The sequence below is a fragment of the Acrocarpospora catenulata genome (assembly GCF_018476525.1).
Lineage (GTDB): Bacteria > Actinomycetota > Actinomycetes > Streptosporangiales > Streptosporangiaceae > Acrocarpospora > Acrocarpospora catenulata.
In genome coordinates this window covers 37,055-49,550 of sequence record NZ_JAHCST010000027.1, presented here as the reverse complement: position 1 = coordinate 49,550, position 12,496 = coordinate 37,055, and the positions used below count along the sequence as shown (strand labels likewise).

At 70.3% G+C, this 12,496-nt stretch carries 12 protein-coding genes; 11 read left to right on the top strand and 1 reads right to left on the bottom strand.

Features of this window, described 5'->3' with window-relative positions; translation table 11 throughout:
* The first annotated feature begins 8 nt into the window (after positions 1–8).
* From cydB to KIP79_RS25545, 4 genes are all read left to right on the top strand, one after another.
* Positions 9–983, top strand: coding sequence for a cytochrome d ubiquinol oxidase subunit II (gene cydB, locus KIP79_RS25560; protein WP_214107454.1), 975 nt, complete (start codon positions 9–11; stop codon positions 981–983).
* Between the two features lie 77 nt (positions 984–1,060).
* Entirely contained in the window at positions 1,061–2,473 is a 1,413-nt protein-coding gene (locus KIP79_RS25555) for a WGR domain-containing protein (RefSeq protein ID WP_214107453.1), read from the top strand.
* Between the two features lie 179 nt (positions 2,474–2,652).
* Complete coding sequence (locus tag KIP79_RS25550) at positions 2,653–3,489, top strand: leucine-rich repeat domain-containing protein (protein ID WP_214107452.1); 837 nt, start codon at positions 2,653–2,655, stop codon at positions 3,487–3,489.
* Between the two features lie 82 nt (positions 3,490–3,571).
* Entirely contained in the window at positions 3,572–4,183 is a 612-nt protein-coding gene (locus KIP79_RS25545) for a hypothetical protein (RefSeq protein WP_214107451.1), read from the top strand.
* 87 nt (positions 4,184–4,270) lie between these two features.
* Here KIP79_RS25545 and KIP79_RS25540 read toward each other — a convergent pair whose 3' ends face one another.
* Positions 4,271–4,990 carry a hypothetical protein gene (locus KIP79_RS25540; RefSeq protein WP_214107450.1) on the bottom strand — a complete coding sequence of 240 codons (720 nt, stop codon included), beginning with the start codon at positions 4,988–4,990 and terminating at the stop codon, positions 4,271–4,273.
* Positions 4,991–5,161: 171 nt separating this feature from the next.
* On the opposite strand from KIP79_RS25540, the gene KIP79_RS49645 reads away from it, so the two are divergent.
* From KIP79_RS49645 to KIP79_RS25505, 7 genes are all read left to right on the top strand, one after another.
* Positions 5,162–5,854: a GNAT family N-acetyltransferase gene (locus tag KIP79_RS49645; protein WP_214107449.1), complete on the top strand. Its 693-nt coding sequence runs from the start codon at positions 5,162–5,164 to the stop codon at positions 5,852–5,854.
* A gap of 70 nt (positions 5,855–5,924) precedes the next feature.
* Positions 5,925–7,535 carry an ABC-F family ATP-binding cassette domain-containing protein gene (locus KIP79_RS25530; protein WP_214107448.1) on the top strand — a complete coding sequence of 537 codons (1,611 nt, stop codon included), beginning with the start codon at positions 5,925–5,927 and terminating at the stop codon, positions 7,533–7,535.
* A 64-nt stretch (positions 7,536–7,599) separates the two neighbouring features.
* Positions 7,600–8,397 carry a hypothetical protein gene (locus tag KIP79_RS25525; RefSeq protein WP_308169887.1) on the top strand — a complete coding sequence of 266 codons (798 nt, stop codon included), beginning with the start codon at positions 7,600–7,602 and terminating at the stop codon, positions 8,395–8,397.
* A gap of 53 nt (positions 8,398–8,450) precedes the next feature.
* Positions 8,451–9,551, top strand: coding sequence for an NAD(P)H-binding protein (locus tag KIP79_RS25520; RefSeq protein ID WP_214107447.1), 1,101 nt, complete (start codon positions 8,451–8,453; stop codon positions 9,549–9,551).
* A 153-nt stretch (positions 9,552–9,704) separates the two neighbouring features.
* Positions 9,705–9,926, top strand: a complete 222-nt coding sequence (locus KIP79_RS25515) for a hypothetical protein (protein WP_214107446.1) — start codon at positions 9,705–9,707, stop codon at positions 9,924–9,926.
* A 96-nt stretch (positions 9,927–10,022) separates the two neighbouring features.
* Complete coding sequence (locus tag KIP79_RS25510) at positions 10,023–11,309, top strand: RNA polymerase sigma factor (protein WP_214107445.1); 1,287 nt, start codon at positions 10,023–10,025, stop codon at positions 11,307–11,309.
* Positions 11,310–11,389: 80 nt separating this feature from the next.
* On the top strand, positions 11,390–12,493 hold the full coding sequence (locus KIP79_RS25505) for a C40 family peptidase (RefSeq protein ID WP_214107444.1): 1,104 nt from the start codon (positions 11,390–11,392) through the stop codon (positions 12,491–12,493).
* Positions 12,494–12,496 lie beyond the last annotated feature (3 nt).

Below are 12,496 nucleotides of genomic sequence, written 5' to 3'. Positions count from 1 at the left end.
CCGTCACCGTGGAACTCACGACTGTCTGGTTCGTGCTCATCGCCGTCCTGTGGACCGGCTACTTCGTCCTGGAGGGCTTCGACTTCGGGGTCGGCGTGCTGCTGCCGTTCGTGGCCCGCGACGAGGCCGAGCGCCGTACCGTCATCGCCTCGATCGGGCCCGTGTGGGACGGCAACGAGGTCTGGCTGCTGGTGGCCGGCGGCGCCACGTTCGCCGCCTTCCCCGAGTGGTACGCCACCCTGTTCAGCGGCTTCTACCTGCCGCTGTTCCTCATCCTGCTGGCGCTCATCGCCCGGGGGGTGGCGCTGGAGTACCGGAGCAAGAGCGATCACACGCGGGGATGGGACCGGGCGTTCTTCTGGGGTTCCCTGGTGCCGGCGTTCCTGTGGGGGGTGGCCTTCGCCAACATCGTGCACGGGGTGCCGCTGGACGCCTCGCACGAGTACACCGGGAACCTGTTCACCCTGCTCAATCCGTACGCGCTGCTCGGGGGCGCGGCCACGCTCACGCTGTTCACCTTCCACGGCGCGGTCTTCCTGGCCCTGCGCACCCAGGGCGAGCTCCGGGCGACCGCCACCCGGCTCGGCCGCCAGGCCGGGTTGCTGACGCTGCTCGTCGGTGGCGTGTTCCTGGTGCTCACCCAGCTCGACAGCGGCAGGCCGGCCACCTGGGTCACCGCCGGGGTCGCTGCGGCGGGCATCCTCGCCGCTCTGGTCGCGACCGCTCGCGGCCGGGACGGCTGGGCCTTCACCGCCAACGCGGTGGCCATCGTGGCGATCACCGCGACCCTGTTCGGCAACCTGTGGCCGGACGTGATGCCCGCGCTCGATCCGGCCAACAGCCTGAACGTGACCAACGCCGCGTCCACGCCGTACACGCTGACGGTCATGACCTGGGTGGCGGCCATCTTCACCCCGGTGGTGCTGCTGTACCAGGGCTGGACCTACTGGGTGTTCCGTAAGCGGCTGACGGTTGGGCCGTAGCTTTCGGCGAAACTGTCAGCTGTCTCCTCTACTCTCCGGATCAGTTGATCTAGTGATATTTCCGGAGGAACGCGGATATGACCTACCTTGAGCTTTCCGAGGACGGTGGCTCGGCGCACAAGTTCTACGAAACCGTGGTGGACGGCACCCAGGTGACGATCACTTTCGGGCGTATCGGTGAGAGCGGGCAGGCCAAGGTCACCACGTTCCCCACTGCGGAGAAGGCCCAGGCCGCTGCCGCGAAGAAGATCGCCGAAAAGGTGCGGAAGGGCTACGCCCCTGCCGTCCGCGGCGTGCGGCAGCGCCGGTCCATCACCCGGCGCCCGATCGTCAGCTCCCACTCCACCGCCCAGCAGGCCCCCGTGCTCTGGCGCTTCGCCAGCGGCGCCCCCGCGTTCGGCATCTTCGTGGACGGCGACCGCTGCTGGGTCGGCAACCAGGACGGCGACGTCTACACCGTCTCCCACGACGGCACGGTGACCAGCCGCTTCCGCCTCCCCGACGGCGTCAAGTGCATCGTCGCCGACGACTTCTGGATCTACGCGGGCTGCGACGACGGCAAGGTCTACGACCTGAGCGGCAAGGTGCCCCGGGCGGCGTACGAGATCGCGGCCGACGTGGACATCTACTGGCTGGACATCCACGACGGCGTGCTCGGCGTCTCCGACCGCGCGGGGCGGATCACCACCATCGACTACGAGGACGAGTTCCAGTGGGCGCGCCAGGCCAACGGCGACTCCGCCTGGATGGTCCGCTGCGACGCCGACTCGGTCTACCACGGCCACTCCGGCGGCGTGGCCCGCTACGACATCGCCGACGGCCGCCCCGTCTGGCAGACCTCGGCCGCCGACGGCGTCCTGTTCGGCTGGCACGAGCAGGACGCCGTCTACGCCGGCACGGCCCGGCGCACCGTGCACCGCCTCGCCAAGTCCGACGGCGCCGTGCAGGCCGTCTACCAGTGCGACGCCCCCGTCTACTCCTGCGCCACCTCCCCCGGCGGCCGGTACGTCTTCGCCGGCGACAGCCACTCCTCGGTGTACTGCTTCACCGCCTCCGGCGAACGCCTCTGGAAGCTGGGCACCGGCTGCGGCTCCGCCTTCTCCATGCAGTTCCTGGACGACCACCTCTACATCGTCACCACCGACGGCTCCCTGGCCTGCATCGACGCGAGCGAACCCGCCATCGCCGCCGCCCGCGAGGGCACCGTGCCCACCAGGCTCGACATCAAGGCCGCCGCCTCCCTCCCCACCGTCGAACCCTCCCTGCACCTGGAGACCACCACCGTCCCCGGCGACGGCGTCATCCTCGAATGCGTCCCAGAAGGCAGCCGTCTGCGCATCCGCGTGATCACCCCCGGCTTCGAGACCTGGCACGTCCAATTCCCCAAGGAAATCCGCGAACCCGGCGCCCGCTATCTCGTCGAAGGCCTCCGCCCCGCCGCCCGCGGCGGCTTCTACCGCGCGTACGGCGAAATCCGCCGACTGCTCTGAACCATGTGGCGCCCCACGCCGTTCCGGGGTGTGGGGCGCCACCGGATGGAACCAGCTAGTAGGTTAGATCGGTCCAATGGGACGAGGGGTGCGTCTCAGGATGTGTCGTGATCTGTATCGGTCATCAGGTGGATGTGGCATATCGGAATCGGTGGCCGGTGCTAAAGTGCGGTGTTTTCGTGGCGTGGATCATGGTTGGGGTGGGCATGTCGCCGGAGGCCGAAAAACGAATCGAGCGGGCGGGGCGGGAGGGCGCCCGGTCGCTGGATCTCGCGGGTCTGGAGCTGAGCACGCTGCCGGATTCGTTGGGCGAGCTCACCGCGCTGAACCGGCTGTACCTGGAGGGCAACGCCTTCACCCAGTTGCCCGAGGTGGTGGGCGAGCTCAAGTCGCTGGTCTACCTGGGGCTGTCCCGCAACGCGCTCACCGAACTGCCGGTCTCGCTGGGGAGACTCAGCGTGCTGCACACCCTCAACCTGTACGGCAACGCCCTGACCGACCTGCCCGACGAACTCGGCGAGCTGACCGCGCTGACCGAGCTCAACCTCGGCAGGAACCGGCTGACCCATATCTCGGAACGGCTCGGGGACCTCACCGAGCTGGGTTACCTGCAGCTGGCCGGAAACCAGATCACCGAGCTGCCCGACTGGTTCGGCGAGTTCGGCGCCCTGTTCAACCTGGGCCTGGGCGAGAACCGGCTGACCGAGCTGCCGGCCAGCCTGGGCAACGTGAGAGCGCTCACCACGCTGGGGCTCGGCGGAAACCAGCTCACCGAGCTGCCGGATTCGCTGGGCAGGCTCACCGCCCTTGAGTCGCTCAACGTGGAGCGCAACCGGTTGACCCGGCTCCCGGACTCCGTGGGGAACCTCACCTCGCTGATCCACCTGAGCCTGTCCAGGAACGCGCTCACCGAGTTGCCCGCTTCGATGGCCAACCTGACCGGCCTCACCTCGCTCTACCTGGATGGCAACTCCTTCACCGAGCTGCCCGACTGGGCGAGGAAGTGGGAGTCCTAACTGGCGTCACGGCAACCTCACGCGTCTCTGGCACGTCCCACTGGGTAGTGGTCCTTGCCGGAGGTTCGAGGGGGAGCACGTCATGGCGACGCGGATGCCGAGGAAACGGCGGGGGGCCGGAAGCGGGGTCGCGGTGCTGGCGCTCGGGGTGGCGATCGCCGCGTTGTGCGCGGCGATCGTGGCGGTGGTGCTGGTGGTGGAACGTTTACCCGAGCCGGTGGCGAGTGGTCCCGTGGACAGCACGGTCAGCACGGTCAGCACCCAGCCGGTGGTGCTGAGCAGCCCGGAGCCTTCCCCCGATGAGCCGCTGACCAGGGCGGGCGCGCGGGCGGCGGCGCAGCGGGCGCTGGAGCTCTACGCCGGCGGGGAGTACGGCAAGTTCTGGGACCGGTGGGTGAGCGAGGACCAACCGCTGGTGCGGCGTGCCGACTACCTCCGCAGATTCCGGGAGTGTCCGTCCCCCAGCGAAGGGGTCCCCTGGGTGATCGGCAAGGTGGCCGTCTCCGGGACCAAGGCCGCCGTGACCGCCACGCGTGCCAAGCTGACCGAAACCTTCACCTTCGTCCACCAGCACGGGGAGTGGCGCTACCAGCTCACCCCCGACCAGCGGAAGCAGTACCAGAACAAGAGCGTCGACCGGATCGTGGCGGACGAACGCGCCGCCGGGCGGTGTGGTCGAGGAACAGCCGGGTGAGGCCGCTCCGGATCGGCCGGCCCCACCAGTCATCGACGACCAGGACGATCCGGTAGTAGTCCCCGGGAACCGCCATGACCCCAGGCGTTACTCGGATTCGGCCAGGGTGATCGAGGTGGTGTGGGTGCGGGACGGGGTGCCCTGCTCGGTAGCCTCGATCTTGTACGCGCCGGACGCGCAGCCCTTACCGGTCACGGCCAGCGAGAACCGTCCGTTCCTGTCGGCGGTCACCACGGTGTCCCTGAGGTTGGTCCCGCCGTCGCAGCCCTTGGTCAGGCCGGCGCTGTCCAGAATGATCTTCGCGTTGGGTGCGAAGTCCACCCCGTCCAGGATGAAGGCCATGACGCCGTCGCTGGTCAGGACCGTGGTGCCGGGGGCGGTGGTGAAGGAGGTGCCGGCGCCGGAGCGTTTGGGGGTGCCGACCGCGAGGGTCGTGTAGTGGGTGCGGAACGGGGCCCGCGCCTCGGTGGCCTCGATCAGGTACTTGCCGGACACGCAGCTGGACGCCCTGGCCGGGAGCACGAAGTGGCCGTTGTCGTCCGTGCGCACCTTCCTGGCCCGGAGCGTGGAACCCCCGGAGCAGGCCGTGGCGAGGCCGCTGCTGGACACGGTCAGGCGGGCGTTGGCGGGCAGGTCCCAGCCCTCCACGACGTACGCGATGTCACCGGTCACCGTGGGGGAGACCACGTCCTTCCCGGTGGTGATCCGGCCGTCCGGGTTGCCCGGGACGGATCGGTCGGCCGTCGCCGGGAGTGCCGCCATCAGGGGCAGCACGGCGAGGGCGGACACGATCAGAAAACGCTTCACTGGGTTCGCACCCTTCAGGTCTGTGTTTGCCTTGCACAGGCCCTTCGGGCAGGTCCGGGCAGGTGGACCTCGTGATCACGTCAGGGATTGGTAAATCCATTGCCCGGTCCGGGGCGGATACGCGATTCTCGCAGAATGCGACAGATCAGGAAGAATGCCCAAGGCGTTCCGGTGATCAGTTACCTTGAGGGGTTCCGGGACGGGCGGCCGTGGGCGGACATGGTCGAGGTGATCGGCCCCGACCCGGTCGACCTGATCATGACGGATCTGACCGGCTGGGCGGTCTCCACCCCGGTCGACCTCGGCCGGCAACTCCTCGACAAGGGCGCCCGCCTCTCCCGCCACGCCCACACCATGCACTGCGACCTGACCGATCTGTCCGCACTGCCCCCGCTGGAAGGCCCTGCCCCCGAAGGCTTCCGCTTCATCCCGGCCCATGAGCGTACGGCGGAGGACATGTTCGAGTCCTGGGTGGCCGCGTTCCCGCCCGGCCACCCGGACCATTCCGCCACCCGCGACGACCAGCAGGCGTTCCTGGAGGAACTGGTCCCCCTGGTGGCCGGAAAGCTGATCGGCGAACTCCTCCCCTGTAGCGCGGTGGCGCTGGACACCGACGGCGACGTGGTGGCGGGAGTCCTGGTCAACGGCTTCAAAGGCACTCCCTGGATCTCCGAGGTCTTCCGCCACCCCGAACGCTCCCCACGCGGCCTGGGAGCCCACCTGCTCCGCCACGTCCAGCTCCGCGCCGCCGCCGGCGGCCTGACCGAGATGGGCCTGGCGGTGACCTACGCCAACCACGCCAAGAACACCTACGCCCGAATCGGCTTCACCATCACCAGCACCTCAATGACCGTGATCATCTAGCGATCCCAGAAATTGGGATGCCACCTCACCCGGCCGACGGATACCCTTCGCGGGGATTCAGGGAGTGGGCGTGGGACACGTTGAGGTCGGTCATCTGACGTATGTGCTGCCGGATGGCAGACCGCTGCTGGACGACGTGTCGTTCCGCATCGGTGAAGGGGTCAAGGCCGCCCTCATCGGCCCCAACGGCGCGGGGAAGACCACCCTGCTGCGGCTGATCTCCGGGGATCTCCAGCCCGTTGAGGGGTCGGTGGCCAATTCCGGCGGGCTCGGCGTGATGCGGCAGTTCATCGGGAGCATCCGGGACGGGCGTTCTGTCCACGACCTGCTGCTCTCGGTGGCCCCGGTCCGCGTCCGCCAGGCGGCCGAGAAGCTGGCCGAGGTCGAGCTGCTCATGATGGAGCGGGACGACGAGAAGACCCAGCTCAGGTACGCCCAGGCGATCACCGACTACTCCGACGCCGGCGGTTACGACATCGAGGTGCTCTGGGACACCTGCACCATGGCCGCCCTCGGCGCCCCGTACGACAATGTGAAGTACCGCGAGGTCACCACCCTCTCCGGCGGCGAGCAGAAACGCCTGGTCCTGGAGGCCCTGCTACGCGGCCCCGACCAGACGCTGCTGCTGGACGAGCCGGACAACTACCTGGACGTGCCGGGCAAGCTCTGGCTGGAGCAGGCCCTGCGGGAGACCCCGAAGACCGTGCTGCTGGTCTCCCACGACCGCCAGCTCCTGGCCAACGCCGCCGACCGCATCGTCACCGTCGAAGCCGGCAACATCTGGGTGCACGGCGGCGGCTTCGCCACGTACGTCCAGGCCCGCAAGGACCGCAACGAGCGCCTGGAGGAGCTGCGCCGCCGCTGGGACGAGGAGCACATCAAGCTCAAGCGCCTGGTCAACATGCTCAAGCAGAAGGCCACCTACAACGACGGCATGGCCGCCGCCTACCACGCCGCCCAGACCCGCCTGCGCAAGTTCGTGGAGGCCGGCCCGCCCGAGCTGGCCGCCAAGGACCAGCAGATCACCATGCGGCTGCGCGGCGGCCGCACCGGCAAGCGCGCGGTGATCTGCGAGAACCTCGAACTGACCGGCCTGATGAAACCCTTCGACCTGGAGATCTGGTACGGCGAGCGGGTGGCCGTGCTCGGCTCCAACGGTTCCGGCAAGTCCCACTTCCTCCGGCTGATCGCGGGCGAGGAGATCCGGCACACCGGCGTGGCCAGGCTCGGCGCCCGGGTGGTGCCCGGCCACTTCGCCCAGACCCACGCCCGCCCGGAACTGGCCAAGCGCACCCCGTGCGAGATCGTCATGACCGAGCACGCCAGGCTCAGGAACGAGGCGATGAAGATCCTCGCCCGGTACGAGCTGGCCGGCACCATCGCCGAGCAGCGCTTCGAGACGCTCTCCGGTGGCCAGCAGGCCCGCCTGCAGATCCTGCTGCTGGAACTGTCCGGCGCCACCCTGCTCCTGCTCGACGAGCCCACCGACAACCTGGACCTGGCCAGCGCCGAGGCGTTGCAGGAGGGTCTGGACTCGTTCGCGGGAACCGTGCTGGCGGTCACCCACGACCGCTGGTTCGCCGCCGACTTCGACCGCTACCTGGTCTTCGGCGCGGACGGCCGGGTGTACGAGGCCCCTGAGCCGGTCTGGGACGAGGGCCGGGTCGAACGCGTGCGGTAAAGCTTTCCCCGGGGTCGGCGTGTAATCCGGGCAGGCCAGGGCGTTCACGGGTTATCACGGCCTAGTGACGCAGCGTATGACAGCACTGGCCCTGTCCACCCTGGTGGTTCTCGCGGGATGCTCGAAAGACGAATCCGCCAAACCCTCCCAGCTCGCCCCGCTCGCGCTGAAGGAGCAGACCTCCTCGGTGGCGCAGGCCAGCGGCGGTTACGTGGTGAACTGGGCGGGCGTGCTCGCCAACGCCAACCGGTGGCACTTCGGGGAGAACACCGTGGCCACCATCAGCGCGCTGGACGCGGCCGGCAAGGAGGTCGTGCGCATGGAGCAGCCGCTGGACGCCGTCCCGCCCACGGCCTCGCTGGCCTTCACGGGCGAGGCGCTGGCCGCGGAGAAGCCGGTCACCGTGAAGATCTCCTACCGCCCGGCGGTCTGGCACCTGGCCGCCCGCATCCCGTCGGCGTTCAAGTCGTTCCCGGTGAGCAACGTGCGCACCGAGAAGCTGGGCACCGGAAACTACCTGATCACGGGGTACGTGGCGGACCCGTACCTGAAGCCGGCCAGCAGCCTGGTGGTGACCGCGCTGCTGCGGGACGCGGCCGGCAAGCTGGTGGGCGGCGGCACGGCGTTCGTGGACGACGTGCGGCCGGACGTCAACCGCCGGTTCATCATCACTGTGGAGAGCGTGAGCGGCGACGCCGAGGTGGCCGCCACCCAGGTGATGGCCAGGACCTGGGGCGCCACCGCCAAGCCGTACGAGGAACTGGCGCTGGGCGGGGCGGTGCCGGTGCACACGGTCAAGCCCACCACCGAGCCGTTCGCCAAGGATCGCGGGTACCAGGCGATCCTCGACAAACGCTCGTGATCAGCGACCAACCACTCTGGATCTTGAAATCGGGACCGGGTTACCGTGAACACATGACCACCCCCCGGATCGTCCTGTTCGGCGCCACGGGTTTCACCGGCCGGCTCACCGCCGAGGCCCTGCTGGCCCGGGGCGCCCTGCCGCTGCTGGCGGGCCGAGATCCGGCCAGGCTGGCCGCGCTGGCGGCGGCGCTGCCGACCCGGCTGCCGACGGCGGTGGCCGACGTGAGCCGGCCGGACTCGGTGCGCCGCATCGTGGAGTCCGGGGACGTGCTGATCTCCACCGTCGGGCCGTTCGCCCGCTGGGGTGAGCCGGCGGTTCGCGCGGTCACCGAGGCCGGGGCGATCTACCTGGACTCCACCGGCGAGCCGCCGTTCATCAAGCGGGTCTTCCAGCGGTACGGCCCCGCCGCCGCGGCCCGCGGCGCCGCCCTGGTCACCGCCTTCGGGTACGACTACGTGCCCGGCAACCTGGCCGCCGCGCTGGCCCTGCGCAAGGCGGGCACGGCGGCGGTCCGGGTGGACATCGGATACTTCGTCCGCGGCAACATGGCCCGCCGCGCCAGCGCGGGCACCCGCGCCTCCGCGCTCGGCATGATCCTGGAGCCCATGTACGGCTTCCGCGACGGCCGCATCATCCGCGAGCACGGCCGGACCCGGCTCTTCGACGTCGGCGGCCGGAAACGCCACGGCATCTCCCTGGGCGCCAGCGAGCACTTCGCGCTGCCCCGCGCCTACCCCCGGCTCCGCGAGGTCAACGTCTACCTGGGCTGGCTGGGCGGCCTGACCCGGGCCGCCGGGGTGCTGGCCAGGGCCACCCCCGTGATCGCGGCGCTGCCCGGCGCCCGCCGGATGACCGAGGCGATGGCCGACCGCGCGATCCGCACCGGCAACCGGCTGGCGGTGGCCGACCCCGCCATCTCCTCGCAGACCGTGGCGGAGGCCTACGACCGGGCGGGGCGGCTGCTGGCCACGGTACGGCTGGACGGGGGCGACCCGTACGACTTCACGGCCCGGGTGCTGGCCTGGGCGGCGACCACCGCGCTGGTGCGCGGGGTGGGCGGCACCGGCGCGCTCGGCCCGGTGGAGGCGTTCGGCCTGGACGCGCTGGCCGAGGGCTGCGCCGCGGCGGGCCTCCAAATCGCCCCTTCCTGAACCTTCTTGACGTTATCAATAACGAACATCCGGGTACCGCGTGAAAGGAGGTAATAAACCGGCACGGAGGTTCGATTTGGCATGACGCCACAAATGTTGGAAACGCGACAAGAGCGGATAATCAACCGGCGACGCGTGATATGGGCGACCAGGTTGGGTTTCTCCTCATTGCCGCTGTTCTTCCTGGCCGGGCTGGGCGTGCTCCCAGCTGTGGCCGCGCTGGTCCTGGCGCCCCGGGCGCTGGACGACATCAGGGGCGGGCCGTCCGCTTTCACCGACTCCGGCATGGTTCAGGCCGCCTCGGACTGTGCCGTGGTGACCCTGATTCTCGCCGGTATCGCCCTCGCCACCATTTTTGTGGTCATACTACTCTGACTGGCCTGAGCGGATTTCCCTGGGTAAATGTGGCGGGACGAAGCAGAACCGCGAATCACTGGAACTGATAGTTACTAATCCATTACCTTCGGTCACATGGATGACCGCCTGCTGGTCGAGGCCCTCCGTGAGCGCGATCCGGGGGCCCTCGCCGAGCTCTACGACACCTACGCAGAAAGCCTCTACCAATACTGCTGGGCCATGCTGGGCAGTCCCGACGGCGCCCAGGTGGCGCTCAGGGACACGCTGATCGCGGCCGAGGCGCACGTCGGCGCCCTGGCCGAACCGCGCAGGCTCCGGCAGTGGCTGCTGGCGCTGGCCCGCGCGGAGTGCGCCCGGCGGCGTATCCCGGGCTTCGTGGTGACCGACGAGACCGACCCGGCCGGGGTCGCGGTGACCACCGGCGAGGGCGACTCCGAACAGCGCCTGGCGGCCTGGAACGCCACCCGCGCCCTCAGTTACGAGGACCGCGAGGTCCTGGAGCTCAGCACCCGCCACGGCCTCTCCGGCTTCGACCTGGCCGCCGTCCTGGGCCGCTCGCCGCGCCAGGCCGAGGCCTTACGCGAGGGCGCCACCCAGCGCCTGCGAGCGGCCCTGTCGCCGGCCGGAGCCCTGGCCGGCCCGGGCGAGGTCTCCGCGGCCAGGGTGTTCGCCCTGCTTCCCGAGGCCCCCCTGCCGGACACGCTCAGGGTCCGGGTGATGAGCTGCTTCATCGACCCGGAACTCGTGCCCTACCGGCAGTACGTCGCCCGCCGGGTGGGCCGGCTGGACGAGGCCGGGTTCCCCGTGCCGCCTGGCCGGCCGCGCCGCTGGCCGCACGCGGTGCTCGGCGTGGTGGCCGCGATCGCGGCGGTGGCGGCCGTCGTCTTCGCCTTCAGCCAGCTCGGCTCCGACCGGGCCGGCCAGACCGCGGTCACCGCCTCCGAGCTCTTCCCGGTGAAAACGCCCTCCGCCAAGCTTCCCGACCCGCCGGCGCCCAGGGACACGCCGCTGGAACCCCACGACCTCAAGTCCACCCCGGCCACGACTCCTGCCGTCCCCCCCGTCGTGCGGCACCGGGTCCGCCCGGACAGCTACGCCCGGCCGGTCCCCACCAAGCGTCAGACGCCCACCAAAGCCCCGGTCAAGACAGCCGACCCGACCCCGGACGCCCCCGAGCCCACCCCCACGGTGACCATCACGGTGACCACGGAGACGCCTCCGGCCCGGCAGCGGCCTCAGCGGCCTCAGCGGCCCCGGCCAAGCCGTACCTGCCCGCCCACTCCGGCCCCCAGCCCGTCGCCGGCGGAACAGCCGACCGCGACCCCCTCGGCGACCCCTTCCACGCCCTCCTCGTCCCCCGAGCCCCAGCACACCCGAAAGCGCCCCTGTCCAGATCAGTGATTACACAGAGTAACCATTGGGAACTGTGGGAGTGGAGGTAACGGGAAGGGAGAACAATGCCACTCCGCAGGTCACCATGGTTGGTCACCGCGACCGTGTGCGTTCTCGTCCTGAGCGGAGCGTCACCGGCCGATGCCGACCCCAGCCCGACCCCGGCGGACATCCGCGCCGCCAAGGAGAAGGTCAAGGAGCGCAGCCGCGAGCTCAACCGCGCCCAGCTCCGCCTGGCCAACGCCAAGGCCCGGCTGCACGAGCTCACCGCCCAGGCCGAGCGCCGGGTCGAGGCGTACAACGGGGAACTGGTCCGGCTCCGCGCCGCCGAGAACCGGCACCGCACGCTCAGCACCAGCCTCGACGGGGCGCGGGACGAGGTCGAGCAGGTCAGGGAGCAGGTGGGCGCGATGGCGGCCGAGCAGTACAGCCAATCCGGGCTCACCGTCCCGATGCTCACCCTGCTGGGGGCGGGCAGCACCTTCCTCCGCAGGGCGAGCCTGGTCAGCCAGCTCGGCAACGAGAAGTCCGCCGCCATGCGGAGCCTGCGGGCCAGCCAGCGGGTCTACACCATCCTGCGGGACCAGGCGGCCCGCGCGCTGCTCCAGCGCCGGGCCTCCGCGGCCCTGGCCGAGCACCTGAAACGGCAGGCCGCCGAGGCCGTCGCCGCCCAGGTCAGGGAGACCAAGGAGATCAAGGCCGAGCAGACGGAGCTGACCGGGAAGCTGGCGGCGGCCAAATCCCGGGTGGAGCGCCTGCGCGCGGAACGGCTGCGCAGGGAACAGGAGAACCAGACAGTCCCCGGCTGGGCCCGCGCCGCCTCGGCAGGCCTGGGAGGCGTGGCCGCCCGCTGGGCGCTCACCCAGCTCGGCAAGCCGTACGTCTGGGCGGCCGACGGGCCTCGCAGCTACGACTGCTCCGGGCTCACCATGCGGGCCTGGCAGCGCGCCGGCGTCGGCCTGGACCACTGGACCGGGACCCAGTGGACGTCAGGGCCGCACGTGCCACTGAACCGGCTGCGCCCCGGCGACCTGCTCTTCTTCGGCCGCCGGACCGCCGACCCTGGCACCATCCACCACGTCGGAATCTTCATCGGCCGGGGCCGGATGGTCCACGCCCCCCAGACGGGGGACGTGGTCCGGATCGCCTCGATGTGGCGCCATGATCTGGTCGGCGCCACCCGCCCGGCCTAATCC

Excerpts from the sequence above, each read along its gene's own strand:
- KIP79_RS25555 (WP_214107453.1), top strand. The coding sequence starts at position 1,061 with ATGACCTACCTTGAGCTTTCCGAGGACGGTGGCTCGGCGCACAAGTTC.
- KIP79_RS25545 (WP_214107451.1), top strand. The coding sequence starts at position 3,572 with ATGGCGACGCGGATGCCGAGGAAACGGCGGGGGGCCGGAAGCGGGGTC.
- KIP79_RS25510 (WP_214107445.1), top strand. The coding sequence starts at position 10,023 with ATGGATGACCGCCTGCTGGTCGAGGCCCTCCGTGAGCGCGATCCGGGG.
- KIP79_RS25520 (WP_214107447.1), top strand. The coding sequence starts at position 8,451 with ATGACCACCCCCCGGATCGTCCTGTTCGGCGCCACGGGTTTCACCGGC.